Origin of the sequence: Pseudomonas sp. P7548, from assembly GCF_013386585.1 — a bacterium.
In the GTDB taxonomy this organism is placed as follows: domain Bacteria; phylum Pseudomonadota; class Gammaproteobacteria; order Pseudomonadales; family Pseudomonadaceae; genus Aquipseudomonas.
The window spans coordinates 220241-246394 of record NZ_JACARO010000011.1 but is presented as its reverse complement, the minus strand read 5'-3'; the positions used below and the strand labels follow the sequence as shown (position 1 = coordinate 246394).

At 61.0% G+C, this 26154-nt stretch carries 21 protein-coding genes; 15 read left to right on the top strand and 6 right to left on the bottom strand.

What is annotated here, in order from left to right:
- Positions 1-195: 195 nt before the first annotated feature.
- From HX803_RS05855 to HX803_RS05845, 3 genes are read right to left on the bottom strand one after another with little or no spacing between them, the layout of a single operon-like run.
- Positions 196-963, bottom strand: a complete 768-nt coding sequence (locus HX803_RS05855; protein ID WP_178919565.1) for a heme ABC transporter ATP-binding protein — start codon at positions 961-963, stop codon at positions 196-198.
- Positions 963-1946, bottom strand: a complete 984-nt coding sequence (locus tag HX803_RS05850) for an iron ABC transporter permease (protein WP_178919582.1) — start codon at positions 1944-1946, stop codon at positions 963-965. Before HX803_RS05850 ends, HX803_RS05855 begins: the two co-directional genes overlap by 1 nt.
- 50 nt (positions 1947-1996) lie before the next feature.
- Entirely contained in the window at positions 1997-2875 is an 879-nt protein-coding gene (locus HX803_RS05845; RefSeq protein ID WP_178919564.1) for a hemin ABC transporter substrate-binding protein, read from the bottom strand.
- 156 nt (positions 2876-3031) lie between these two features.
- Here HX803_RS05845 and HX803_RS05840 point away from each other — a divergent pair, with 156 nt between their 5' ends.
- Positions 3032-3349, top strand: a complete 318-nt coding sequence (locus HX803_RS05840) for a Rieske 2Fe-2S domain-containing protein (protein ID WP_178919563.1) — start codon at positions 3032-3034, stop codon at positions 3347-3349.
- On the opposite strand, the gene sfsA is transcribed toward HX803_RS05840, so the two are convergent.
- The gene (gene sfsA, locus HX803_RS05835) at positions 3346-4059 is read right to left on the bottom strand and encodes a DNA/RNA nuclease SfsA (protein ID WP_178919562.1); all 714 of its coding nucleotides are present in this window, start codon (positions 4057-4059) and stop codon (positions 3346-3348) included. The two genes, HX803_RS05840 and sfsA, sit on opposite strands and share 4 nt — an antisense overlap.
- Positions 4059-5231 carry a pyridoxal phosphate-dependent aminotransferase gene (locus HX803_RS05830; protein WP_178919561.1) on the bottom strand — a complete coding sequence of 391 codons (1173 nt, stop codon included), beginning with the start codon at positions 5229-5231 and terminating at the stop codon, positions 4059-4061. The genes sfsA and HX803_RS05830 overlap by 1 nt, the downstream gene beginning before the upstream one ends.
- Before the next feature lie 321 nt (positions 5232-5552).
- Here HX803_RS05830 and dksA point away from each other — a divergent pair, with 321 nt between their 5' ends.
- From dksA to HX803_RS05760, 14 genes are all read left to right on the top strand, one after another.
- Complete coding sequence (gene dksA, locus HX803_RS05825) at positions 5553-5996, top strand: RNA polymerase-binding protein DksA (RefSeq protein WP_065910298.1); 444 nt, start codon at positions 5553-5555, stop codon at positions 5994-5996.
- 84 nt (positions 5997-6080) lie between these two features.
- Entirely contained in the window at positions 6081-6968 is an 888-nt protein-coding gene (gene gluQRS, locus HX803_RS05820) for a tRNA glutamyl-Q(34) synthetase GluQRS (protein ID WP_178919560.1), read from the top strand.
- A gap of 62 nt (positions 6969-7030) precedes the next feature.
- On the top strand, positions 7031-7207 hold the full coding sequence (locus HX803_RS05815; RefSeq protein ID WP_003176118.1) for a hypothetical protein: 177 nt from the start codon (positions 7031-7033) through the stop codon (positions 7205-7207).
- Complete coding sequence (locus HX803_RS05810; protein WP_176998409.1) at positions 7191-10145, top strand: sensor histidine kinase; 2955 nt, start codon at positions 7191-7193, stop codon at positions 10143-10145. Before HX803_RS05815 ends, HX803_RS05810 begins: the two co-directional genes overlap by 17 nt.
- A 22-nt stretch (positions 10146-10167) precedes the next feature.
- Entirely contained in the window at positions 10168-11598 is a 1431-nt protein-coding gene (locus tag HX803_RS05805) for a sigma-54 dependent transcriptional regulator (RefSeq protein ID WP_178919559.1), read from the top strand.
- A gap of 697 nt (positions 11599-12295) precedes the next feature.
- Positions 12296-13699: a polynucleotide adenylyltransferase PcnB gene (locus HX803_RS05800; protein ID WP_178919558.1), complete on the top strand. Its 1404-nt coding sequence runs from the start codon at positions 12296-12298 to the stop codon at positions 13697-13699.
- 2 nt (positions 13700-13701) lie between these two features.
- Positions 13702-14187, top strand: coding sequence for a 2-amino-4-hydroxy-6-hydroxymethyldihydropteridine diphosphokinase (gene folK, locus HX803_RS05795; protein WP_178919557.1), 486 nt, complete (start codon positions 13702-13704; stop codon positions 14185-14187).
- A 365-nt stretch (positions 14188-14552) separates the two neighbouring features.
- The gene (gene panB, locus HX803_RS05790; RefSeq protein WP_176998413.1) at positions 14553-15353 is read left to right on the top strand and encodes a 3-methyl-2-oxobutanoate hydroxymethyltransferase; all 801 of its coding nucleotides are present in this window, start codon (positions 14553-14555) and stop codon (positions 15351-15353) included.
- On the top strand, positions 15350-16201 hold the full coding sequence (gene panC / locus HX803_RS05785) for a pantoate--beta-alanine ligase (RefSeq protein WP_178919556.1): 852 nt from the start codon (positions 15350-15352) through the stop codon (positions 16199-16201). The genes panB and panC overlap by 4 nt, the downstream gene beginning before the upstream one ends.
- A gap of 241 nt (positions 16202-16442) precedes the next feature.
- Complete coding sequence (gene pgi / locus HX803_RS05780) at positions 16443-18107, top strand: glucose-6-phosphate isomerase (protein ID WP_176998415.1); 1665 nt, start codon at positions 16443-16445, stop codon at positions 18105-18107.
- A gap of 123 nt (positions 18108-18230) precedes the next feature.
- The gene (gene acs / locus HX803_RS05775) at positions 18231-20168 is read left to right on the top strand and encodes an acetate--CoA ligase (RefSeq protein ID WP_178919555.1); all 1938 of its coding nucleotides are present in this window, start codon (positions 18231-18233) and stop codon (positions 20166-20168) included.
- A gap of 16 nt (positions 20169-20184) precedes the next feature.
- Positions 20185-21054 carry an oxygenase MpaB family protein gene (locus HX803_RS05770; protein WP_178919554.1) on the top strand — a complete coding sequence of 290 codons (870 nt, stop codon included), beginning with the start codon at positions 20185-20187 and terminating at the stop codon, positions 21052-21054.
- Between the two features lie 56 nt (positions 21055-21110).
- Positions 21111-22127: a class I SAM-dependent rRNA methyltransferase gene (locus tag HX803_RS05765; RefSeq protein WP_178919553.1), complete on the top strand. Its 1017-nt coding sequence runs from the start codon at positions 21111-21113 to the stop codon at positions 22125-22127.
- 87 nt (positions 22128-22214) lie between these two features.
- Positions 22215-25130: a DUF748 domain-containing protein gene (locus tag HX803_RS05760; protein ID WP_178919552.1), complete on the top strand. Its 2916-nt coding sequence runs from the start codon at positions 22215-22217 to the stop codon at positions 25128-25130.
- 295 nt (positions 25131-25425) lie between these two features.
- On the opposite strand, the gene HX803_RS05755 is transcribed toward HX803_RS05760, so the two are convergent.
- Positions 25426-26046, bottom strand: a complete 621-nt coding sequence (locus HX803_RS05755) for a BON domain-containing protein (protein ID WP_178919551.1) — start codon at positions 26044-26046, stop codon at positions 25426-25428.
- Positions 26047-26154: the final 108 nt, after the last annotated feature.

The following is a 26154-nucleotide window of genomic DNA, read 5'->3' as shown; positions in this document are numbered from 1 at the left end:
GAAAACTTGAGGAGCAAGAAAAAACAAAGGTTGACTCTCAAATGAGAATCGTTATGATTATCACAACTGGTCGCGAGATCAGCCGATAACTGAAAGACCATTGGTTCGGACTCTCAGATTATCTCCTCATCAGGCTAATCACGGTTATTTGACCCGGCTCTTGCCGGGTCTTTTTTTGCCTGCAATAAATCGACTTCAGCGCGCAATAATCAATGGGTGGCCACGTTCGGGATGCGGCTGCACCAACACCTCCAGGCCAAAGACAGCCTTGAGCGGCTCGGGCAGCAAGACCTTCGAAGGTATATCCAGCGCATGAGGGCGTCCCTGTTCCAGCAACAGGATACGATCGCAGTAACGCGCTGCCAGGTTAAGGTCATGGAGGATCACCAGCACCGCCGCCCCCCGATCCGCAAAGTGGCGGATAGCCTGCAGGGTGGTGTGCTGGTGCAACGGGTCGAGCATCGATGTGGGCTCATCCAATAGCAGCGTCTGGCCTGCTTCACCCGGCCATAACTGTGCGAGCACCCGCGCAAGATGCACCCGTTGACGCTCCCCACCCGACAGCGCCAGGTAGCTGCGGCCACTCAAGTGCCCCACATCCGCCGCCTGCAGGGCCGCGCTGATGATTTCATCATCACGCACCCGACCCGTCTGATGAGGCAAGCGCCCCATGCCGACCACCTCTTCGACACGGAAGGCAAAGTCCAGCGTCGATACCTGCGGCAGCACTGCCAGCCGCTGCGCACGTTGCGAACCACTCCAGTCAGCCAACACGTGCTGGTCAAGCCAGACATTGCCCTTATCCGGCTGCAACTCTCCACACAACGCGCCAAGCAACGTACTTTTGCCCGCCCCGTTGGGGCCCAGCACACCCAACACTTCCCCCGGCAACAGGTCCAAGGTGACATCAGCCAGCACCGTCTTGTGACCGCGCCGGATCTGCAGCTCTTCCACTCGCAGCATCAGGCACGCCCCCGCAACAACAGGTAGAGAAAAAATGGCGCACCAATAAACGCAGTCACGATACCAATCGGCAACTCAGCCGGCGCCAGCGCCAAGCGAGCCACCAAATCGGCGAACAGCAACAGGCTCGCCCCTGCCAATACCGATGCGGGCAACAACACCCGGTGATCCGGTCCGGCCAGCAACCGCACCAGATGTGGAACCACCAGCCCGACAAAACCGATCATGCCGGCTGCCGCCACGGCGGCTCCCACCCCCAGCGCGGTACAGAAGACCAGCTCACGCTTAAGCCTCTCGACATCAACACCCAGGTGATTGGCCTCGGACTCTCCCAGCAACAGCGCATTCAACGCCTTGGCCCGCCGCGGCAACCACAGCGCCACACCGACACTCACCAACAGCAACGGCCACAACCGCGAATAGCTCGCACCATTGAGGCTGCCCAGGTTCCAGAAGGTCAGCGTGCGTAAAGTGGCGTCATCCGCCAGGTAGGTAAACAGCCCAACCGCCGAACTGGCGAGGGCTGTAAGGGCAATACCGGCGAGCAGCATCGTTGCCACGTTGGTCTGGCCATTACGTCGCCCCAGGCGGTAGACCAGGGCCGTCACCCCGAGCCCCCCGAGGAACGCACACAGCGACAATAAATACGGCCCAAACGCATCCGGCAGGCCGCCAAAGAACGAACCACCGACTATCGCAATCGCCGCCCCCAGCGCAGCACCGCTGGACACCCCCACCAACCCTGGATCGGCCAGCGGGTTGCGAAACAATCCCTGCATCGCTACACCCGACAGTGCCAAAACGCCCCCCACCGCCAGCCCGAGCAACGTTCGCGGCAGGCGAATCTGCCCCAGGATCAACTCGGCCTGCTCCAACCCTTGCGCCTCAATCGGTATACCCATCAAGCGCAACGCAGCCTTGAGCGTATCCACCAGCGGTAGGCTGACCGGCCCCAAGGCCAATGAGAGCCAGGTCGCCAACACACACAGCAATACCAGCCCGATAAACAGAGTTTTGGGTTTAACCAGCGTCGTCATGGGGCGGGCTTGGCCTGGGACGGGTAAAACCCGGCAGACAGCTTCACCAGGCTTTGCGGCAGACGCGGTCCGAGCCCACCCACCAGCAGCGTCGGATCCACTTCAAACACCCGGCCCTGCTTGGCGGCCGGTGTGGAAGCCAGAATCGGGTTTTCCTTGAATAGCGCTGCACGCGCCGCATCACCGGTAAGGGCACGATCAGCAAACACCAGAACATCCGGACTCAAACCGGCCAGCGACTCCACCGAAAACGGCTTGTAACCACTGTGGGTTGCCAGGTTATGTCCGCCAGCCTGTTGCAGCATCCAATCGGCAGCCGTGTCTTTACCCGCGATCAGCGGCTTGCCACCCGCGTGACCGAGCAACAGCAGCACACCCGGGGATTTCTGCGCGGCCTGGGCCTTTGCAACCCAACTTTTCTGCTGCTCAAGAGCCTGTTCATATCCAGTAAACAATTCGTTGGCTTTCGCCTCGCTGCCCAACAGTTTGCCCAAGTGCTGCAAGTTGCCTTTCAACGTCGGCAGGTCCGGTTGGGCCGAGAACAACTCCACCTGCACACCAGCACCGCGAATCTGGGCCAACACGGGCGGCGGCCCCATTTCCTCGGTGCCTACCAGAATCTGCGGGCGCAAACTCAGAATGCCTTCAGCCGACAACTGCCGCTGGTAGCCAATGCTCGGCAGCGCCTTGAGCGACTCGGGATGCTGACTGGTGGTATCCACCCCCACCAACTTCGACTCCGCGCCAAAGGCCGTCACCCATTCCGACAGCGCACCACCGGCACTCACCCAGCGTTGTGGCAGTTCGGAGGCGACTGCCCCATGGTTGACCAGCAGTGAGGCAACAAGCGCAATAGCGCTGGTACTCAGGCGCATAACAGGGTTTCCTTCCAGGGGCAGGGCCAATCAAGCACTCAGGGATGTGACAGACAGCACCTGCCAGGCATCGTATTGAGCGCCCGGTCAGCCGACGGGCGAAGCCGGCATTTGATAATTGTTTGCATTTGAACGTCAAGGCACTTAAGGATTGAAATGAAGTTTCTCTGCCCCTCCGCCACCCTCGCGCCCAATAGCAGCCTTGGTTTTGAAATCGATGGTTGCAAATTGTTGGCCGTGCGCCGGGGCGGCGTCGCCTACTTCTATATCAACCGCTGCCCCCATCGCGGCATCCCGTTGGAATGGCAGCCCGACCACTTCCTCGACACCAGCGCCAGCCTGATCCAGTGCGCCACCCATGGCGCGCTGTTCCTGATCGAAAGCGGTGAGTGCATCGCCGGCCCTTGCGCCGGCCAAAGCCTGACCGCCCTGCCCGGTCGCGAGGACGAACAGGGGTTGTGGGTGGAACTCTAGTCGCCCATCACGACGTCCAGGCGTCGGTCGACGTAAATTTCTTCAGGCGTTACCCGCACGCCATAGGCCAACACCTCCACCCCGGCAGCCTTGGCCTCGCGCAATGCCACGGCATAACCGGCATCGATTTCCACGGCCGGGCGCACCGCGTCCACCCCCGACAGGTTGACGCAATACAACTGCACCGCCCGCACGCCTTCACGCGCCAGATGCGCCAGCTCCCGCAAATGCTTGGCACCGCGCTGGGTGACGGCGTCGGGGAAAGCCGCGACCGTCGAGCCATCAAAACCCAGCGTGACGCTCTTGACCTCGACGTAAGCCGAGCCCTGGGGATAATCGAGCCAAAAGTCGATGCGGCTTTTTTCTTGGCCGTAGGGCACTTCACGCTTCAAGGCAGTAAAGCCGTTGAGCTCAGTGATGACACCCGCGTGTAGCGCCTCCTCAACCAACTGATTGGCCCGTGCCGTATTGACGCACGCGAGGCGCCCCTGGGGCGTTTCGGCGATTTCCCAGGTGCCCGGCAACTTGCGCTTGGGGTCCGTTGACCGGCTGAACCAGACCTGCCCGCCCTCCACCATGCAATTGAGCATCGAACCGGTGTTCGGGCAGTGAATGGTCAGCAACTCGCCGGTAACGGTTTCGATATCGGTGAGAAAACGCTTGTAGCGGCGAATCAGCCGCCCTTCTTCGAGGGGAGGATGAAAGCGCATCAGCCTTGCCAGCTCCGCAAGCCACGGGCGATACGCTCCACCGCCTCCTGCAGTCGATCGAGGTTTTGCGTGTAGGCAAAACGCACATGATGCCCCGCCTGATGGCGGCCAAAGTCCAGCCCGGGGGTAAAAGCGACGTGCTCGGTTTCGAGGAAATGCCGGCAGAACGCGAAGGCATCACCGCCAAACGCGCTGATATCAGCGTACAAATAGAACGCCCCCTCTGGCTCCACTGCAATGCCGAACCCCAGTTCACGCAACGCTGGCAGCAGGAAGTCGCGACGACGGCCAAACTCGGCGCGGCGCTCTTCCAGAATGCTCAGGGTTTGCGGGGCGAAACAGGCCAAAGCCGCGTATTGGGCCATGCTCGGCGCACTGATGTAGAGGTTTTGCGCCAGCTTCTCCAGCTCGCTCACCGCCGCCGGTGGCGCCACCAGCCATCCCAGGCGCCAGCCGGTCATTCCGAAATACTTCGAAAAACTATTCAGGACAAAGGCGTCATCGTCGACTTCCAGCACGCTGGCAGCGTCTGTGCCATAGGTGAGGCCGTGGTAGATCTCGTCGACCACCAGGTGACCATTACGTGCCTTGATCGCATTCGACAGGCTGGCCAACTCATCTCGCGCAAGAATGGTTCCGGTCGGGTTGGCGGGCGACGCCACGAGCGCGCCAACACTGTCCTGGTCCCAATGCCTGGCCACCAGGTCGGCGGTCAGCTGATAGCGAACCTCAGGCCCCACCGGCACCAATTGGGCCGCGCCCTCCACCAGCCGCAGGAAATGCCGATTACACGGGTAACCTGGGTCCGCCAGCAGCCAATGCTTGCCCGGGTCGACCAACAGACTGCTCGCCAGCAACAGCGCGCCCGAACCACCGGGGGTGATCAGGATGCGCTCAGGGTCCACGCTCAAACCGTAGCGTTGCCCGTAAAAACCGCTGATGGCCTCACGCAATTCCGGCAGGCCACGGGCTGCGGTGTAGCGCGTCTTGCCGTTCGCCAGCGCGGCCTGGCCGGCCTGGATGATCGGCTCGGCCGTGGTGAAGTCCGGCTCGCCGATCTCCAGGTGGATCACGTCATGACCCGCAGCCTGCAGCTCATTGGCGCGCGCCAGCAACGCCATGACATGAAAAGGTTCGATGGCGCGACTGCGCGCACTGTAGGGCTGAGCCATTAGCCTTCCTTAGACGGTGAGGACAAAATCTGGATTCTACCGAACCCGCGCCGTAAAACATGTTCTATTGCCTGCCCGGTGGCCTGCGATGAACCGGGCAGGCGCTTGCAAAACGACTAAAATCAACACTCGAGACTCCTCATAACCAGCCATGGCGGGCTGCTACCGTTTGCAACCCGCGCGCGATGGGCCTCGACAACCGGGAGTGGCGCACCCCGAATCTATCTGGTAAGTTCGCCCGCTTGCAGCCGCAGGGCCGGCAGGTGTCGGTGACGTTGCAATCCTGCGCAATGGATTAGAAGAGTGAGAGGCGGTCTATTCATGTCCACCCAAGCAAAGCAACAACAATCCTCAGGCCTCAGCGGCTTCACACCCTATGTCGAGGCAAAGGGTGAGGAGTACATGAGCGAGCCCATGCGCAAGCACTTCTCCAATATTCTGAAGAAGTGGAAGCAGGACTTGATGCAGGAAGTCGACCGCACGGTTGACCACATGAAGGACGAAGCAGCCAACTTTCCTGACCCGGCAGACCGTGCCAGCCAGGAAGAGGAATTCGCCCTCGAACTGCGCGCCCGTGATCGCGAGCGCAAGCTGATCAAGAAAATCGACAAGACACTGCAACTGATCGAAGACGAGGAATATGGCTGGTGCGAATCCTGCGGCGTCGAGATCGGTATCCGTCGCCTGGAAGCCCGCCCTACCGCGGACCTCTGCGTAGACTGCAAGACCTTGGCTGAAATCAAGGAAAAACAGGTCGGCAAGTAATCCCTGCCGGGCTGAACGAATGGGGCGTGCAAACGCCCCATTTTTGTTTCTGGCGTTTACCGATTTTCCAGTAGTATCCGGCCCATGACTGCCTCTACCTATATCGGGCGCTTCGCCCCCACACCCAGCGGCCACTTGCACTTCGGCTCCCTGGTCGCCGCCCTCGCCTCCTACCTCGACGCCCGCGCCAACCATGGCCGCTGGCTGATGCGCATGGAAGACCTCGACCCCCCTCGCGAAGAACCCGGCGCCCAGGCCGCGATCCTGCACGCCCTGGAAAGCTATGGCTTCGAGTGGGACGGGGAACTGGTCCGACAAAGCGAGCGGCACGAAGCCTACGCCAAAGTACTGAACGACATGTTCAACCATGGCCTGGCCTACGCCTGCACCTGTTCACGCAAACAACTGGAAGCCTACAACGGGATTTACCCGGGGCTGTGCCGCAATGCCGGGCACGACCAGCAGGACGCCGCCATTCGTTTGCGCGTGCCTGAGCTTGCATATCACTTTACCGACCGTGTGCAGGGCGAATTCCGACAACACCTCGGCCGCGATGTAGGAGACTTCATCATCCGCCGTCGCGACGGCCTCTATGCCTACCAATTGGCCGTAGTGCTCGACGATGCCTGGCAGGGTGTGACCGATATCGTGCGCGGCGCCGACTTGCTTGACTCCACGCCACGCCAACTCTACCTGCAAGAATTGCTGGGCCTGCGCCAACCGCGCTATCTGCACGTGCCGCTGATCATCCAACCGGACGGCAACAAGCTGGGCAAATCCTACCGATCACCGCCATTGACACCTGACCAGGCCACGCCTTTGTTATTGAGAGCACTGCGCGCCCTGGGCCAGCAGCCGGGTACCGAGTTGCTGTACGCCAGCCCACGGGAGCTACTGGATTGGGGGATTGCGCACTGGGACGCGACAAAGATCCCGCGCACATTCACGCTGGCCGAAGCGCAATTGAACTGAAGGCGCTTGCAGCTTGCCAAGCATCCGTTACCATCGCCCCACGTTTTTACACAGAGGCCAACATGTACATCTATCGATTGGTCCTGCTGCTGGTCGTCGGGATCTACCTGTTTTCTCCCGCCATCATGGATTGGTGGATCGACGCCACGGGCGCCTGGTATCGCCCCTATCTGCTGTGGCTGATCCTGATCGTCGTGACCTTCATCCTGCAGAGCCAAAAAGATGCCGATGAGCTTTAGCCTCACCCAGATGCTGCTGATCAGCGCCGCCTACCTGGCCGCGTTGTTCGGGGTGGCCTGGATCAGTGAGCGCGGAATGATTCCGCGGGCGATCATTCGCCATCCGTTGACCTACACCTTGTCCCTGGGCGTCTACGCCAGCGCCTGGGCGTTCTATGGCACGGTGGGCCTGGCCTACCAGTACGGCTACGGCTTTCTCTCCAGCTACCTTGGCGTGTCCGGCGCGTTCCTGCTGGCGCCAGTGCTGCTGTACCCGATCCTGAAAATCACCCGCACCTATCAGCTATCCTCCCTGGCCGACCTGTTCGCCTTCCGCTTCCGCAGCACCTGGGCGGGCGCCTTGACCACCGTGTTCATGCTGATCGGCGTGCTGCCGCTGCTGGCCCTGCAGATCCAGGCCGTGGCGGACTCCATCAGCATCCTGACCCGCGAGCCTGTGCAGCATCGCGTGGCGCTGGCCTTCTGTGCGCTGATCACGCTGTTCACGATTTTCTTCGGCTCGCGCCATATCGCCACTCGCGAGAAACACGAAGGCCTGGTCTTTGCGATCGCCTTCGAGTCAGTGATCAAGCTGATCGCCATCGGCGGCGTCGGACTCTATGCGCTCTATGGCGTGTTCGACGGCCCACAACAGCTCGAACTGTGGCTGCTGCAGAACCAGACCGCCCTCGCCGCCTTGCACACGCCGCTGCAAGAAGGCCCGTGGCGCACGCTGTTGCTGGTGTTCTTCGCCTCGGCGATCGTGATGCCGCACATGTATCACATGACGTTTACCGAGAACCTCAACCCGCGCTCGCTGGTCAGCGCCAGCTGGGGCTTGCCGCTGTTCCTGCTGCTGATGAGCCTGGCGGTGCCGCTGATCCTGTGGGCCGGTTTGAAACTGGGCGCAACCACCAACCCCGAATACTTCACCCTCGGCATCGGCATTGCCGCCAACAACCCGGCCCTGGCGCTGCTGGCTTACGTTGGCGGGCTTTCCGCCGCCAGCGGGTTGATCATCGTCACCACCCTTGCGCTGTCGGGCATGGCGCTCAACCACCTGGTGCTGCCGCTGTACCAGCCGCCCGCCGAGGGCAATATCTACCGCTGGCTGAAATGGACACGCCGCGCGCTGATCGTCGCGATCATCATGGCCGGCTACGGTTTCTACCTGCTGCTGGGCGCGGGGCAAGACCTGGCCAACCTGGGCATCGTCGCGTTCGTCGCCACCTTGCAGTTCCTGCCGGGAGTGCTGTCGGTACTCTATTGGCCAACCGCCAACCGTCGCGGTTTTATCGCCGGCTTGCTGGCGGGCATCCTGGTGTGGATCGTCACCATGCTCTTGCCGTTGGTCGGCAATCTGCAGGGCTTCTACATCCCGCTGCTGAACATGATTTACGTACTGGACGACACCAGCTGGCACATGGCGGCCATCGCCTCGCTGGCCGCCAACGTCCTGATGTTCACCCTGATCTCGCTGTTCACCAACGCCAGCCCCGAAGAAACCAGCGCCGCCGAAGCCTGCGCAGTGGATAACGTGCGCCGGCCGCAACGCCGCGAACTGCATGCGGCGTCGCCCCAGGAGTTCGCCACGCAACTGGCCAAGCCCCTCGGCGCCAAGGCCGCACAAAAAGAAGTCGAGCAAGCGCTGCGCGACCTGTACCTGCCGTTCGACGAGCGGCGCCCGTATGCGCTGCGCCGTCTGCGTGACCGCATCGAAGCCAACCTCTCAGGCCTGATGGGCCCGAGCGTGTCCCAGGACATGGTGGAAACCTTCCTGCCCTACAAGGCGGGCGGCGAAAACTACGTCACCGAAGACATCCACTTCATCGAGAGCCGCCTTGAGGACTACCACTCGCGCCTCACCGGCCTGGCCGCCGAACTCGATGCCCTGCGCCGCTACCACCGTCAGACGTTGCAAGAGCTGCCGATGGGCGTGTGCTCCCTGGCCAAGGACCAGGAGATCCTCATGTGGAACAAGGCCATGGAGGAACTCACCGGTATCGCCGCCCAGCGCGTGGTGGGCTCGCGCCTGAACACCCTGGGCGAACCGTGGAAGGAGTTGCTGCAAGGCTTCATCAACCTGCCCGACGAACACTTGCACAAGCAGCACCTGGCCCTCGATGGCCAGACCCGTTGGCTCAACCTGCACAAGGCTGCGATCGACGAGCCGCTGGCACCGGGTAACAGTGGCCTGGTGTTGCTGGTGGAAGACCTGACCGAAACCCAGATGCTCGAAGACAAGCTGGTGCACTCCGAGCGACTGGCCAGTATTGGCCGCCTGGCAGCGGGCGTCGCCCATGAAATCGGCAATCCGATCACCGGTATCGCCTGCCTTGCGCAGAACCTGCGGGAAGAGCGCGAAGAAGACGGCGAAATCACCGAAATCAGCGGGCAGATCCTTGAACAGACCAAGCGTGTTTCGCGCATCGTGCAGTCGCTGATGAGCTTTGCCCATGCGGGCGCCCATCAGAATCAGGACGAAGCCGTATGCCTGGCCGAAGTGGCGCAGGATGCCATTGGGCTGCTGGCCTTGAACCGGCGCAATTTCGAAGTACAGTTCTTCAACTTGTGTGATCCGGACCATTGGGTCGACGGCGACTCACAACGCCTGGCCCAAGTGCTGATCAACCTGCTGTCCAACGCCCGCGACGCAACACCGGCGGGTGGCGCGGTAAGGGTCAAGACCGAGGCTTTCGAGCACACGGTCGACCTGATCGTCGAGGACGAGGGCAGCGGCATTCCACAGAACATCATGGACCGATTGTTCGAACCCTTCTTCACCACCAAGGACCCAGGTGAAGGTACCGGTCTGGGCCTTGCACTGGTCTATTCCATCGTTGAAGAGCATTATGGACAAATCACCATCGACAGCCCGGCTGACACCGAAAGCCAACGCGGCACCCGTATTCGGGTGACCTTGCCGCGTCATGTCGAAGCGACGTCCGCTGTGAACTGAGACCGTCGAGAGAATTGAATCAATGCCGCACATTTTGATCGTCGAAGACGAAACCATTATCCGCTCTGCCTTGCGTCGCCTGCTTGAACGTAATCAGTACCAGGTCAGCGAAGCCGGCTCGGTGCAGGAAGCCCAAGAGCGGTTCAGCATTCCCACGTTCGACCTGATTGTGAGTGACCTGCGCCTGCCGGGCGCTCCGGGCACCGAGCTGATCAAGCTTGGCCAGGGCACCCCGGTGCTGATCATGACCAGCTACGCCAGCCTGCGCTCGGCGGTAGACTCCATGAAGATGGGCGCGGTGGACTACATCGCCAAGCCTTTCGACCATGACGAAATGCTCCAGGCCGTGGCCCGCATCCTGCGTGACCGTCAGTCGGCCAGCAGCGCACCGGCCGAACAGCGCCCTGCCGGCAAGGCCGCCGACAAGCCGGGGGTGGATAACAGCAACGGCGAAATCGGCATCATCGGCTCATGCCCGCCGATGCAGGACCTGTATGGCAAGATCCGCAAAGTCGCGCCTACCGATTCCAATGTCTTGATCCAGGGCGAGTCGGGCACCGGTAAAGAGCTGGTGGCTCGCGCCCTGCACAACCTGTCCAAGCGCGCCAAGGCGCCGATGATCTCGGTGAACTGCGCAGCCATCCCGGAATCGCTGATCGAATCCGAATTGTTCGGCCACGAAAAAGGCGCGTTCACCGGCGCCAGCGCCGGGCGTGCGGGCCTGGTCGAAGCGGCGGACGGCGGTACGCTGTTCCTCGACGAGATCGGCGAGTTGCCTTTGGAAGCCCAGGCCCGCTTGCTGCGCGTGTTGCAGGAAGGCGAGATTCGCCGCGTCGGCTCGGTGCAGTCGCAGAAGGTCGATGTGCGCCTGATCGCGGCGACTCACCGTGACCTGAAAAGCCTGGCCAAGATCGGCCAGTTCCGTGAAGACTTGTATTACCGCCTGCACGTGATCGCCCTCAAGCTGCCGGCCCTGCGTGAGCGCGGCGCCGACGTCAACGAAATCGCCAATGCGTTCCTGTTGCGCCAGAGCGCCCGCATCAACCGTACTGACCTCAAGTTTGCCCCGGACGCCGAACAGGCCATCCGGCATTACTCGTGGCCGGGTAACGTGCGGGAACTGGAAAACGCGGTCGAACGCGCGGTGATCCTGTCGGAAAGCCCGGAAATCTCTGCCGAGCTGTTGGGTATCGATATCGAGCTGAGCGACCTGGAAGACGACGATTTCATCGGCCTGGCCCCGCAACAGGGCGGTGGTAGCAATACCAGCCATGAGCCGACGGAAGATTTGTCACTGGAAGACTACTTCCAGCATTTCGTCCTCGAGCACCAGGACCACATGACCGAGACCGAACTGGCTCGCAAGCTGGGCGTAAGCCGCAAGTGCCTGTGGGAACGCCGCCAGCGCCTGGGCATTCCGCGGCGCAAGACCGGGGTGGCCAGCGAGAGTTGAGGGTGTTCCCCCACAGGTAACACCCTCAGATGTGAAAAAACTGTTACCGCTGAATTTTTACGTAACAAAAGCCGGGGCTTACGGTAACGAAGCCCCGGCTTTTTTTGGCCTGTCAAAAACCAAATTCCTCTCCAAACCCCCGGTTTCATTGGTCGACGCAAAAGTTGGCACGCACCCTGCTATATGCTTAGTACAAAAACAATAACAAGCTTTGTACAAGACAATAAAAATAAGACGAATCGACTCACGCATAACAAAAACAACACGGCGGAGGCGCAGCTAACTGATTCTTTTGGAGAGGCGTTGCATTTGGGGCTTGCCCCGCAACCAGGCCGAGAACAACAAAAACTGCCCTAAGGCAGAGCCTGAACTGGTTGGATCGTAGATCAGCAACACAGCGACCAAAGCAATCCGTTTGCTCTTGACTCCCGATTGGGAGTGCCATGAAGGTGAAGCTTCATGGCGAGGGCGATCAACAAAAACAAGAAGCCCGAAATCAATAATAAAAATAGAGCACGCAACTACTTCTGGGGGAGCTTCGGCTCCCCTTGTAGTTTCTGCGATTTGACCTTCCAAGGCTTATGGCGCAAGGCCTGCAGCTTGTTCCTACACCATCCCCTGACTAAATGCTAGAATCCCCGCCCATCATGCGGTCATTCTTCGTTATGGCCGAACATTCCTTCAAACAGTGCATCCCATGCTGAAGAAGTTGTTCCAGTCATTCCGTTCTCCCTTGCGTCGTACGCAACACAAACGCAGCACGCCTGAAGTGCTCAACAGCAGCCAGCATTCGCTGCAACGCGCTCAATTCAGCCGTTATGCAGTGAATATCGTCGAACGCCTGCAGAACGCCGGCTACCAGGCTTATCTGGTCGGTGGCTGCGTGCGCGACATGCTGCTCAACATCACGCCCAAGGATTTCGACGTCGCCACCAGTGCCACGCCCGAGCAAGTGCGTGCCGAATTCCGCAATGCGCGAATCATCGGCCGTCGCTTCAAGCTGGTACACATCCACTTCGGCCGCGAAATCATCGAGGTCGCCACCTTCCGCGCCGGTCATCCGCAAAACGATGAAGAGGAAGACACCAACCAGTCTTCCCGCAACGAGAGCGGCCGTATCCTGCGCGACAACGTCTACGGCACCCTGGAAGAAGACGCACAGCGCCGCGACTTCACCATCAACGCCTTGTATTACGACCCGGTCAGCGAGCGCATTCTCGATTACGCCAATGGCGTACACGACATTCGCAACAACCTGATCCGCCTGATCGGCGATCCGGTCCAGCGCTACCAGGAAGACCCGGTGCGCATGCTGCGGGCAGTGCGGTTTGCCGCCAAGCTGAACTTCGGTATCGAGAAACACACCGCCGCGCCGATTCGCGACCTGGCCCCGATGCTGCGCGAGATCCCTTCGGCACGCCTGTTCGAAGAAGTGCTCAAGTTGTTCCTCTCGGGCTACGCCGCCGACACCTTCGAAATGCTGGTGGACCTGCAACTGTTCGATCCACTGTTCCCGGCCAGCGCCGAAGCACTGGAATACAACCCGACATACACCCACACCCTGATCAGCGAAGCCCTGATCAACACCGACCTGCGCATCAAGCAGAACAAACCGGTCACCCCGGCGTTCCTGTTTGCCGCGCTGTTGTGGCCGGCCCTGCCAAAACGCGTATTGCGCCTGCAGGACCGCGGCATGCCGCCGATTCCGGCCATGCAGGAAGCTGCGCACGAGCTGATCGCCGAGCAGTGCCAGCGCATCGCTATTCCGAAGCGCTTCACGATGCCGATCCGCGAGATCTGGGACATGCAGGAGCGCCTGCCACGTCGCAGCGGCAAACGCGCCGACCTGCTGCTGGACAACCCACGCTTCCGTGCGGGCTACGACTTCCTGCTGCTGCGTGAAAGCGCCGGCGAGCAGACCGACGGCCTGGGCGACTGGTGGACCGACTACCAGGACGCCAACGACAGCGAGCGCCGTGACATGATCCGTGACCTCGGCAGCAAGGGTGACGGTGAAGGCGCCGGCCCGAAAAAGCGTCGTCGCAGTGGTACCAAGCGCAAACGCAGCGCCGCTGACGCCTCAGGCGCCTCGGGCGAATAAACGTGGAACGCATCTACATCGGCATGGGCAGCAACCTGGCTGCCCCGGACCAGCAATTGCGCAGTGCCATCGAAGCACTGGCGCAGTTGCCCGGCACAACCGTCGCCGGCGTGTCGGCCTTCTACCAAAGTGACTCCCTGCTCCCGGGCCAACCGCGCTACACCAACGCGGTGGCCGCCCTGGACAGCAGCCTCGCGCCGCTGGAACTGCTCGATGCCCTGCAAGCCATCGAGAACGATCAGGGCCGTGAGCGCCTTGAGCGTTGGGGCCCGCGCACCCTGGACCTGGACATCCTGCTGTTTGGTGATCGCCTCATCGAGGAGCCGCGCCTGAAGGTGCCGCATTACCAGATGCACCTGCGGGCCTTTGTGCTATATCCGCTGGCCGAACTGGCCCCCGCCACGCTGCAACTACCCGACGGTCAGCGACTCAGCGACCTGTTGGCCGCGTGCCCATTCGTCGGCCTGGAACGCCTGCCCCAAGACTGACTCGGTCAATGTGGGAGCTGGCTTGCCTGCGATAGCATCACCTCGGCCTCACTGAAAGTCCGAGGCGCCTGCATCGCAGGCAAGCCAGCTCCCACATTTTGATCCCATGTAGCCTGAAAACGCCGCTGAAGTTGCTGAATCGCGTCAGTAACAGCGGTAACACCGCCGTCGTAACAATGCGGTAACACATCCAATTGACTTCCCGTGTCCCCATCACGACTATAGGCGTCCCGCTGCCGTCAACACGGCGCTTAAGGGCGCAATCCAGGCCTTATAAGCACTGCTCTCAAGACAGTGCGCCTGTATAAACGAAGACTCACGCGCGTTACTCGCTGTTTCCAAGCGCCTGAACGAGGACCCTTTTCATGCCAGACATTACCCTGACCACCTTGCAGAGCCTCAAGCTCAAAGGTGAAAAAATCACCATGCTGACCTGCTACGACGCCACCTTCGCCCACGCCAGTTGCCAGGCGGGCGTGGAGGTGTTGCTGGTGGGTGACTCCCTGGGCATGGTTCTTCAAGGGAATGACAGCACCCTGCCTGTTACGACCGATGACCTCGCTTACCACACCGCCAGCGTCAAACGCGGCAACGACGGTGCGTTCATCATTGCTGACCTGCCGTTCATGGGTTACGCAACACTCGAACAGACCTTTCAGAACGCCGGCAAGCTGATGCAAGCCGGTGCGCACATGATCAAAGTGGAAGGCGCCGTGTGGCTCGCCGAGTCCATCCGCCTGCTGGCGGAACGTGGCGTGCCGGTGTGTGCACATATGGGGCTGACGCCGCAGTCGGTGAACATCCTCGGCGGCTACAAGGTTCAAGGTCGCAACGAGGCCCAGGCGCGCCAGATGCGTGCCGACGCGATTGCCCTGGAACAAGCCGGCGCCGCAATGATCCTGCTCGAATGCGTGCCCAGCGAACTCGCTGCCGAAATCACCCAGGCCGTCAAAGTGCCGGTCATCGGCATTGGCGCAGGTTCGGCCACCGACGGCCAAGTGCTGGTGGTGCATGACATGCTCGGCCTGTCGATCAGCGGCCGCGTACCCAAGTTCGTGAAGAACTTCATGGCCGGCCAGGACAGCATCCATGCCGCCTTGAGCGCCTACGTCGCTGAAGTCAAAGCCGTTACCTTCCCTGGCGTCGAACACGGATTCTCTGCATGAACACCGTAAAAACCGTACGTGAACTGCGGGCTGCCGTGGCCCACGCCCGCAGCGCCGGCAAACGCATTGGCTTTGTGCCCACCATGGGCAACCTGCACAGCGGCCACGCCACCCTGGTGACCAAGGCTGCGCAACAGGCGGACTTCGTGGTGGCGAGCATCTTCGTCAACCCGCTGCAGTTCGGCGCTGGCGAAGACCTGGACAAGTACCCGCGTACCTTGGCGGCCGACCAGGAAAAGCTGCTGCAAGCCGGCTGCAACCTGCTGTTCGCGCCCACCGTCGAAGAGATGTACCCCGGCGGCATGACCGGCCAGACGCGGGTCAGCGTGCCGCAACTCTCCGAAGGCCTGTGCGGCGCCAGCCGCCCTGGGCATTTCGAGGGCGTGGCCACAGTGGTGAGCAAGCTGTTCAACATGGTCCAGCCCGACATGGCCGTGTTTGGCCAGAAGGACTACCAGCAACTGGCGGTGATCCGCGCCATGGTCCACGACCTGAACATGCCGATCCAGATCATCGGCGAGCCCACCGTGCGCGCCGACGACGGCCTTGCGCTGTCGTCGCGCAATGGTTACCTCACCGAAGAGCAGCGCGCCATTGCCCCAGTGCTGTACCGCAGCCTCAGCCAGATTGCCGAGGCGATCAAAGCCGGTGAGCATGATTTCGCCAAGCTGCGCGCCGAGCAGGTCCAGCAGATCGAAGCCGCCGGCTTGCGCATCGACTACCTGGAAGTTCGCCAAGGCGTGCACCTGCGCCCCGCCACGGCCGAGGACCGCGACATCGTGATTCTGGTGGCCGCCTACTTGGGCGCCACGCGGCTGATCGACAACCTGCACCTGAACTTGGCCTGACACTCCCCGCCTTTTCCCACCTCAAAAACAGCACGCCTGTTGCCCTGCCCGCTGTGCCGGTATAAAAAAGTACCGGCTACAGCGCAGACAAAGCCAAGACATATTCACACGCTAGGTTTAATGTAATCGCCCTGCGCTCTTGGTTAGCGCTGTCCGGGGTCGGCCGCTTGAACAAAGCAGGACGTTCCGGACTTTGAAGTGTCCTAAAGGCAGTCCCCGTAATAAAAGGAAACCCGCAGCGATGGCGTACTACCGCACTCCTCATGACGTTACCGCTCTGCCCGCCTGGCAAGCGCTCAATCAACATCGCCAAGCCATGCAGGATTTCAGCATGCGCGAAGCGTTCAATGCCGATCCTCAGCGTTTCTCCCAGTTCACCTTGAGCAGCTGCGGACTTTTCCTCGATTACTCGAAAAACCTGATCACCAGCGAAACCCGCGACTTGCTGGTGGGTTTGGCCAAGGAAGTCGGTCTTAAAGATGCGATTAACTCGCTGTATGCAGGCGAGCCGGTCAACTCTTCCGAGGGCCGCCCTGCCCTGCACACCGCCTTGCGCCGCCCAGTGGGCGACAAGCTGTCGGTCAACGGCGTGAACATCATGCCGGACGTGCACAAGGTGCTGAACCAGATCACTGACTTGGTCGGCCGTATCCACGACGGCCTGTGGCGTGGCTACACCGAGAAGCCGATCACCGACGTGGTGAACATCGGTATCGGTGGTTCGTTCCTCGGCCCGGAGCTGGTGTCCGAAGCGCTGTTGTCTTACGCCCATAAAGGCGTGCGCTGCCACTACCTGGCGAACATCGACGGCAGTGAGTTCCACGAGCTGACCATGAAGCTGCGCGCCGAGACCACGCTGTTCATCGTCTCGTCGAAATCCTTCAACACCCTGGAAACCCTGAAGAACGCCCAGGCCGCCCGTGCCTGGTACCTGGCCCAGGGTGGCTCGGAAGCCGAGCTGTACCGCCACTTCATCGCGGTATCGAGCAACAACGCCGCGGCCGTGGCGTTCGGTATCCGCGAAGAGAACATCTTCCCGATGTGGGACTGGGTTGGCGGCCGTTACTCGTTGTGGTCGGCCATCGGCTTGCCCATCGCGCTGGCCATCGGCATGTCCAACTTCAAGGAGCTGCTGTCCGGTGCCTACACCATGGACCAGCATTTCCAGAACGCGCCGTTCGAACAGAACATGCCCGTGCTGCTGGGCCTGCTGGGCGTGTGGTACGGCAACTTCTGGGGCGCGCAGAGCCACGCGATCCTGCCGTACGACCACTACCTGCGTAACATCACCAAGCACCTGCAACAACTGGACATGGAATCCAACGGCAAGAGCGTGCGCCAGGACGGCACGCCCGTGTCCACCGATACCGGCCCGGTGATCTGGGGCGGCGTCGGCTGCAACGGCCAGCACGCGTACCACCAGTTGCTGCACCAAGGGACCCAACTGATCCCGGCCGACTTCATCGTGCCGATCGTCAGCTTCAACCCGGTCTCTGACCACCACCAGTGGCTGTACGCCAACTGCCTGTCCCAGAGCCAGGCGCTGATGCTCGGCAAGACCCGCGCCGAAGCCGAAGCCGAGTTGCGCGACAAGGGCATCCCGGAAGCCGAAGTGCAGAAGCTGGCCCCGCACAAGGTGATCCCGGGCAACCGTCCGAGCAACACTCTGGTGGTTGAGCGCATCAGCCCGCGTCGCTTGGGCGCACTGGTCGCCATGTATGAACACAAAGTGTTTGTGCAGAGCGTGATCTGGGGTATCAACGCCTTCGACCAATGGGGTGTGGAGCTGGGTAAAGAGCTGGGCAAAGGCGTGTACAACCGCCTGACCGGCGCCGAAGAGACCTCGGCCGAGGACGCTTCGACCCAGGGCCTGATCAACTACTTCCGTGGTCGTCACCGCGGCTAAGGGATCGGCACTACACTGATGGTCTGAAACGGCGGGAGCACACCTCCCTGTGTAGGAGCCGGCTTGCCGGCTCCTACACAGGGCGCTCCCCTCTTGTCCCTAAAACAAGAATAAGGACCGCTCATGTTCGATATCAGCTCATTTCCCACCGCCGATGCCGTCCGCCGAGCTGCGCAGCTCAGCCAAGAGGACTACAAGCGCCTCTATCGCCAATCCATCGAACAGCCCGACACCTTCTGGGCCGAACAGGCCAAGGGCTTCCTCGACTGGATCAAACCCTGGCACACCGTTCAACGTTCGGACATCAAGACCGGCGCAGCGCAATGGTTTGCCGGTGGCCAGTTGAACGTCAGTTACAACTGCATCGACCGTCACCTGGCACAACGTGCCGATCAACCGGCCTTCATCTGGGAAGGCGATGACCCGACAACATCATCCAAAATCACCTACCGCCAACTGCACCAAAACGTATGCCGCCTCGCCAATGTGCTGAAAAGCCGTGGCGTGAAGAAAGGCGACCGCGTGTGCATCTATATGCCAATGATTCCGGAAGCAGCCTACGCGATGCTGGCCTGTACGCGTATTGGTGCGGTGCATTCCGTGGTGTTTGGCGGGTTCTCGCCCGACGCCTTGCGCGACCGCATTCTCGACGCCGACTGCCGCACCGTGATCACCGCCGATGAAGGCGTGCGCGGCGGCAAGCCGGTGGCGCTGAAACAGAACGTCGACAAGGCACTGACCAGTTGCCCGAATGTGAGCACCGTACTGGTGGTGGAGCGCACCGGGGCGGCCGTCGGCTGGAGCGAAGGCCGCGACCTCAAGTATCAGCCCGCCGTGGAGGCAGCGAGCGACGACTGCCCGCCCGAGCCAATGGACGCCGAAGACCCGCTGTTCATCCTCTACACCTCCGGCAGCACCGGCAAACCCAAGGGCGTGCTGCACACCACCGGTGGCTATCTTCTGCAGGCGGCGATGACCTTCAAGTACGTGCTCGACTACCGCGACGGCGAAGTGTTCTGGTGCACCGCCGACGTGGGCTGGGTCACCGGCCACAGCTATATCGTGTACGGCCCGCTGGCCAATGGCGCCACCTCGCTGATGTTCGAAGGCGTGCCCAGCTACCCGGACAGCTCGCGCTTCTGGCAAGTGATCGACAAACACCAGGTGAACATCTTCTACACCGCGCCCACCGCCTTGCGCGCCTTGATGCGTGAGGGCCACGGCCCGCTGGAAAACACTTCCCGTGCAAGCCTGCGGCTGTTGGGCAGCGTCGGCGAACCGATCAACCCGGAAGCCTGGGACTGGTATTTCAATGCCGTGGGCGAGCAGCGCTGCCCCATCGTCGACACCTGGTGGCAGACCGAGACGGGCGGCATCATGCTCAGCCCCTTGGTCAGCGCACAGCACATCAAGCCCGGTTGCGCCACCCAACCGATGTTCGGCGTGCAGCCGGTGCTGTTGGATGAGCACGGCAAGGTGCTGCACGGGGCTGGCAGCGGCGTATTGGCGATCAAGGCCAGTTGGCCCGGGCAGATCCGCAGTGTCTACGGCGACCCGCAGCGCATGATCGATACCTACTTCAAGCCCTACCCCGGCTACTACTTCACCGGCGATGGCGCTCGCCGCGATGAGGACGGCGACTACTGGATCACCGGGCGCATCGATGATGTGATCAACGTGTCTGGCCACCGTATCGGCACCGCCGAAGTGGAAAGCGCACTGGTGCTGCACGACCAGGTCGCTGAGGCCGCAGTGGTGGGTTACCCCCATGACGTCAAGGGCCAGGGCATCTATGCCTTCGTCACCCCCATGAATGGCGTAGAACCCAGCGACACACTGAAAAAACACCTGCTGGAACTGGTCAGCAAGGAAATCGGCAGCTTTGCCAAGCCGGAACAGATCCAATGGGCGCCAGCCCTGCCAAAAACCCGCTCCGGCAAGATCATGCGGCGTATCTTGCGCAAGATCGCCTGCAACGAACTCGACAGCCTGGGCGACACCTCGACCCTGGCCGACCCGAGCGTGGTGGACGGCCTGATCGACAAACGCCTGAACCGATAGGAACCCTTGAGTCGCCATGGAATTTATCCGCAGCCGTATCGAAACCCAGTTGATGAGCCTCACCGGCTTGTCACTGGGCCAACTGGACCTGGAAAACCCCAAGGGCGATCCTGGCCTGTTCGGGCCCGACTCGGTGAGCTGGCAAGTGCATGGCGACTTCAGCAGCATGTTGATCGGCGGCATCAGCGCCTTGATGTTGCAAGCCTTGCACCCACTGGCCCTGGCGGGTGTGTGGGACCATTCGAATTTCCGCCAGGACATGCTCGGGCGTTTGCGGCGCACTTCGCAATTCATCTCCGGCACCACCTTCGGCTCACGCAAAGACGCCGAATGGCTGATCGAAAAAGTGCGCACCATTCACTTGCAAGTGGTCGGCCACGCACCGGATGGGCGACCTTACGCGGCCAGCGACCCAGAGTTGCTGACCTGGGTGCACGTGGCGGAAGTCAGCAATTTTCTGGCGGCGCACCTGCGCTATCGCAACCCTCATCTCTCGGGGCGGGATCAGGACCGCTACTACAGCGAAATCGCCTTGGTGGCTGAACGCCTGGGCGCGCGGCATGTTCCCCGTTCACGGCAGGACGTTTCGGATTATCTGGAGCGTATCCGCCCTCAACTGCTGTGCGATGAGCGCAGTCGCGAAGTGTTGCGCCTGCTGGTCAATGCGCCCGCCCCTAGCACCCTGGCCAAGCCCTTTGGCAGCTTGATGATGCAGGCCGGGATCGATCTGCTGCCGGAATGGGCGAGCACCCTGCTCGAACAGCACCAAAGCCCGTTGCAGCGCCAGATGATCCGCGCCGGGGTAAAACGCAGTGCGCCGTTGCTGCGCTGGGCCATGCGCAATGGTTCAGTGCAGCGCGCCCATCGGCGGATGGGGTTGATGTAGGCAACGCCGCATAACTGTTAAACTTCGCGCCCTCTTTTCCCAGCAAGGCGCGCTCCATGTCTCCTCTGAATCAGGCGCTGCGCGCCGCCCTCGACTATCGCCAAGACCTGATCAACGAGCTGCACGCCCAAGGCACCGACTGCTACCGGTTGTTCCACGGCAGCCAGGAGGGCGCTGGAGGCCTGACCATCGACCGCTATGGCCCACAACTGCTGGTGCAAAGCTTCCACCAGTCGCTGGAAACCGCCGACCTGCTGGACCTGCATCAACTGATCAATCAGTACATGGGCCTGGAATTGTTGCTGGTCTACAACGACCGCTCCCGTGGCAATTCGCGGATCGACCGTGAAGACACGGTGTACCGCGCCGAACCCGCGGCATTGGAGGACCTGGTCGGCCAGGAGTGGGGCCTCAACTACCGTGTGCGCGGTCGGCATGCCGGGCAAGACCCGCTGCTGTTCCTCGACTTGCGCAACACGCGCGGCTGGGTCAAGGCCCACAGCGCCGGCAAGAGCGTGCTGAACTTGTTTGCCTACACCTGCGGCGTGGGCTTGAGCGCGGCAGCTGGGAGTGCCCGCGAGGTGTGCAACCTGGACTTTGCCGAGGGCAACCTGGCGGTCGGGCGCGAAAACGGCCTGTTGAACCCGCAATTGCCCACCATGGAATTTGTGCAGTCCGACTACTTCCCGGCGATTCGCCAATTGGCGGGGCTGCCGATCACTCAGCGGCGCGGCCAGAAGTTGCCGAGCTACCCGCGCCTGGAGCAGCGTCAATACGACCTGGTACTGCTCGACCCTCCGGCCTGGGCCAAGAGCGCCTTCGGCACCGTTGACCTGTTGCGCGACTACCAGAGCCTGCTCAAGCCGGCATTGCTGGCCACCGCCGACGACGGCGTGCTGATCTGCTGCAACAACCTGGCGAAGGTCAGCATGGATGACTGGCGTGAACAGGTACTGCGCTGCGCCGAAAAAGCCGGTCGACCGGTCCGCGAGTGGACCGTCATGACCCCGGGCGCCGACTTCCCGTCCCGTGACCAGCAGCCGCCGTTGAAAACCCTGATCCTGCAACTGTAGGAGTTATCCCAACGGAGCCTGTTCTTCGGAACCGAAAACCCGTGCCATACTCCAAGGCACTCTCGTTCGACACAGATGGCGTCACCCATGCCCAAAGGATTGATTCGCGCCGTCGGCGCCTTGTTGACTGCTCTGGCTCTGTACAGCTTGCTGGGCTTTTTGATTTTGCCCGGCATTGCCCTTCGCATCGCCAACCAACAGTTGGCCCATTACGCCACGGTGCCAGCGCGCATCGAGCGCATCGAGCTCAACCCGTTCAGCCTGGAGCTGACCGTATGGGGCCTGCAAATCGGTGAACCCGGCAAGGAACAAGTCGGCTTCGAGCGCCTTTACGCCAACCTGCAGATCGACAGCCTCTGGACCCGCGCCCTGCACCTGGCAGACGTCGAGTTGGACAAACCCAAGACCGAGCTGCTGTTCGACAAGTCGGGCCAACTGAACCTGGCGCAACTGTTCAAGCTGCCGCCGAGCGAGCCGACCCCGGCCGATCCCAACGCCAAACCATTCCCGCTGCGCATCGAGCGCATCAAGCTGGCGAGCGGCTATGTGCATTTCCAGGATCTGCGTCCCAGCGAGCCGATCGAATTCCTCTACGACAAACTCGACTTCGAGCTGAAAAACCTCAGCACCCTGCCCGAAGACAACGCCGACATGACGTTGGTGGCCGCAGGCCCTGAAGGCGGGCAAATCGACTGGAAAGGCAATTTCAGCCTGGTGCCGATCACGTCCGAGGGCACCCTGAAAGTCACCGATGGCAAGATGAAAGCCTGGTGGCCGTATGTACGTGATGCCTTGCCGCTGGTGCTTGAAGACGGTGTATTGAATTTCAGCACCGACTATAAATTCAGCCTGGCCAAAGAGACCGAACTCAACCTGACCAACACCGCAGCGAGCATCGCGCCGTTTGCAATCAAGGCCCCGGACGGGCGGCCGTTGGCGCGTCTGGAGCGCCTGGACGTCAGCGAAACCACGGTTGACCTGGCCAAGCAGCAGGTGGTGGTCGGCAAGATCCGCAGCAACAAGCTCGAAACCTGGGCCGCCCGCGAAGCCGATGGGCAACTGGACTGGCAGAAGCTGTTTGCCAGTCAACCGAGTAAACCGGCCAAGGCGGAACCCGCCACCGCACCGGCCACCGCTGACTCGCCCAAACCTGAACCTGCCGCGCCGAGCAAACCCTGGCAGGTGCTGCTCAAAGACGTACAGCTGCGCAATTATCAGGTGCACCTGGCCGACCGCCAGGTCAAACCTGCCGTCGCGCTGGAACTGGGCCCGCTGAATGTCGATGTACAGAACTTCGACAGCCTCAACCAGAGCCCCTTCACCTTGAAGGTCGACACCGGCCTGGGCAAGCAAGGCAAGATCCTCGCGACCGGCGAAGTGAACCTCAACCCGATCAGCGCCAAGCTGAAAGTGAACACCCAGGACATCGACCTGCGGGTTGCCCAGTCCTATATCAGCCCGTTCATTCGCCTGGAACTGCGCAGCGGCATGTTGGGCAGCAACCTGGATGTGAACCTCAAAAGCGCGGACCCGCTGAAACTGCAGGTCACCGGCCGTGCGCAAGTCGATCAATTGCATACCCTGGACACCCTCAAGACCCGCGACTTCGTCAAATGGCAGCGTCTGGTGCTGGAGGGCGTGAACTACCAGCATGGCGACAGCCTGTCGATCGACAAGGTCAACCTGCTGCAACCGTATGCGCGCTTCATGATCAACGACGACCGCACCACCAACGTCGATGACCTGTTGATCCCGCAACCCGCCGACAAAACATCCAAGCCCGCCAGCAAGGAAAAGCCGTTGGGCATTCGTATCGGGCAAATTGCGATCAATGACGGGTCGGCCAACTTTGCCGACTTCAGCCTGACACCCAACTTCGCCACGGCGATCCAACAGCTCAACGGCCAGATCGGCACCATTGACAGTCGCCAGGCCAAGCCCGCCAGCGTCAATATCAACGGCAAGGTGGACCGCTATGCACCTGTGACCATCAAGGGCAGCGTGAACCCGTTCGACCCGATGGCCGCGCTGGATATCGCCACCAGCTTCAAGCGTGTCGAACTGACCACCCTGACCCCCTACTCCGGCAAGTTTGCCGGCTTCCGTATTCGCAAAGGCCGGCTGAACCTCGACCTGCACTATGTGATCACCAAGGGCCAGCTCAAAGCCGAAAACAAAGTGGTAGTCGAGCAACTGCAACTGGGTGAAAAAGTCGACAGCGCGGACGCCGTGGACCTGCCGATTCGCCTGGCCATTGCCTTGCTCAAGGACAGCGATGGCAAGATCTCCATCGAGCTGCCGGTGACCGGCGACTTGAACAACCCGCAATTCAGCGTGATGCCGATTGTGTGGCAGACCCTGCGCAACCTGGTGGTACGTGCCGCTACGGCCCCCTTCAAATTCATTGGTGGGCTGATTTCCGGCGGCGGTGCTGAGGATTTGGGCAATGTGTCCTTCGCTGCAGGCTCCAGCGATTTGACCAAGGATGCCGAAGGCGCCTTGAACAGCCTGGCCAAAGCCTTGAAAGAACGCCCAGCCTTGCGCCTGGAAATCGAAGGGACCGCAGCCGCCAGCAGCGACGGTCCTTTCCTGGCGGCACAACGCCTGGAGCGTGAATACCAATACAACTACTACAAGATCCTGCAGCGTCGCGGCGATAAAGTCCCGGCCCAGGCCTCGCTGTTGGTCGTACCGGAGAAAGAGAAAGCGCCGTTGCTGGAAGGCATTTATCGCACCCGCCTGAAGCAACAACCGCCAGCAGAGTGGAAAGACCTGAGCAACGACGACCGCTCTGCGAAGCTGCGTGAGGGCGTGATCAAGTTCTGGAGCACCAGTGACGTCTTGCTGCGTCAACTGGGTCAGGACCGCGCCAGCACGATCAAGGACTACTTGGTGGACAAGGGGCAGCTTGAAGACGAACGGGTGTACTTCATTGATGCGAACCTGGGACAGGCGGAGAAAGATGGCCGGGTGGTGACCCCGATGCATCTGGATGCTGAGTAACCTCCTCAGCACCTCATCCAACTGTGGGAGCGGGCTTGCCCGCGAATGCGGTGAATCAGTCGACCCATCGGTTAGCTGACACGACGCTTTCGCGGGCAAGCCCGCTCCCACATGGGATATCTGTTGTGATGAAGTTTTTTTATCCAACCTCAAATAGAACAGGCCCCGACACGAGTGCCGGGGCCTGTAATGACCACATCCGTGTGGTCGGTCGCATGAACTCCAGAGGTGCATTGGGTGGATATCTAACTCACCTTAAGCCGCCGCCGTCTAGTTCAAGACGAATCCTTAAGCATTACTCTGCCTTCAGGCCATCGGCCGATACAGCTTTAACGCCTTTGATTTTCTTGGTGATGTTCACCGCGGTGGTTTTCTGGGCTTCAGTGACTGCTACAGCCGAAGACAGGGAAACTACACCTTTGTTGGTTTCGACTTTGATGTCGGTGCCAGGAATGCCTTTCTCGGTTACCAGATCAGCTTTCACTTTGGTGGTGATCCAGGTATCAGAGGTCGACTCTTTAGCGCTGGCAGCGGCGCCCTTGGTCTTGTCGATGCCGTCAGCCTTGGTAGCACCGCCAGCCATCAGGCCATCAGCGGATACGGCGGTTACACCTTTGATTTTCTTGGTGATCGCTACGGCAGTGGCTTTCTGCGAATCAGAGATAGCGACTGTGGACGACAGGGAAACCACGCCTTTGTTGGTTTCGACCTTGATGTCCGAGCCTGGAATGCCTTTCTCGGTCAGCAGATCGGATTTAACTTTGGTGGTGATCCAAGTATCCGAAACGCTTTCTTTAGCCTTGGTCGCTTCACCAGCCGCCAAAGTCATAGGGGCTTGGGAAGTCTGAGCAAAGGCTACGTTAGCACCCATGGCCAGAGTCAGAGCGGTAGCAGTAGCGAGAGCGAACTTCTTCATACGAGTAACTCCTGTTTTATTAAAAGTCCGCAGCACATGAACCTTGATGCTGCAGCGTTAACAGGGATATTGCAGGCAGTGTGCCAAGTCGCGACAGACATTAAAATC

Coding starts and splice junctions, on each gene's coding strand:
- HX803_RS05770 (WP_178919554.1), top strand. CDS start 20,185: ATGGAATTTATCCGCAGCCGTATCGAAACCCAGTTGATGAGCCTCACC.
- HX803_RS05765 (WP_178919553.1), top strand. CDS start 21,111: ATGTCTCCTCTGAATCAGGCGCTGCGCGCCGCCCTCGACTATCGCCAA.
- HX803_RS05840 (WP_178919563.1), top strand. CDS start 3,032: ATGAAGTTTCTCTGCCCCTCCGCCACCCTCGCGCCCAATAGCAGCCTT.
- dksA (WP_065910298.1), top strand. CDS start 5,553: ATGTCCACCCAAGCAAAGCAACAACAATCCTCAGGCCTCAGCGGCTTC.
- HX803_RS05755 (WP_178919551.1), bottom strand. CDS start 26,046: ATGAAGAAGTTCGCTCTCGCTACTGCTACCGCTCTGACTCTGGCCATG.
- pgi (WP_176998415.1), top strand. CDS start 16,443: ATGGCGTACTACCGCACTCCTCATGACGTTACCGCTCTGCCCGCCTGG.
- HX803_RS05800 (WP_178919558.1), top strand. CDS start 12,296: ATGCTGAAGAAGTTGTTCCAGTCATTCCGTTCTCCCTTGCGTCGTACG.
- acs (WP_178919555.1), top strand. CDS start 18,231: ATGTTCGATATCAGCTCATTTCCCACCGCCGATGCCGTCCGCCGAGCT.
- HX803_RS05805 (WP_178919559.1), top strand. CDS start 10,168: ATGCCGCACATTTTGATCGTCGAAGACGAAACCATTATCCGCTCTGCC.
- panC (WP_178919556.1), top strand. CDS start 15,350: ATGAACACCGTAAAAACCGTACGTGAACTGCGGGCTGCCGTGGCCCAC.
- HX803_RS05810 (WP_176998409.1), top strand. CDS start 7,191: ATGCCGATGAGCTTTAGCCTCACCCAGATGCTGCTGATCAGCGCCGCC.
- HX803_RS05760 (WP_178919552.1), top strand. CDS start 22,215: ATGCCCAAAGGATTGATTCGCGCCGTCGGCGCCTTGTTGACTGCTCTG.
- panB (WP_176998413.1), top strand. CDS start 14,553: ATGCCAGACATTACCCTGACCACCTTGCAGAGCCTCAAGCTCAAAGGT.
- gluQRS (WP_178919560.1), top strand. CDS start 6,081: ATGACTGCCTCTACCTATATCGGGCGCTTCGCCCCCACACCCAGCGGC.
- HX803_RS05855 (WP_178919565.1), bottom strand. CDS start 963: ATGCTGCGAGTGGAAGAGCTGCAGATCCGGCGCGGTCACAAGACGGTG.
- sfsA (WP_178919562.1), bottom strand. CDS start 4,059: ATGCGCTTTCATCCTCCCCTCGAAGAAGGGCGGCTGATTCGCCGCTAC.
- HX803_RS05845 (WP_178919564.1), bottom strand. CDS start 2,875: ATGCGCCTGAGTACCAGCGCTATTGCGCTTGTTGCCTCACTGCTGGTC.
- HX803_RS05815 (WP_003176118.1), top strand. CDS start 7,031: ATGTACATCTATCGATTGGTCCTGCTGCTGGTCGTCGGGATCTACCTG.
- HX803_RS05830 (WP_178919561.1), bottom strand. CDS start 5,231: ATGGCTCAGCCCTACAGTGCGCGCAGTCGCGCCATCGAACCTTTTCAT.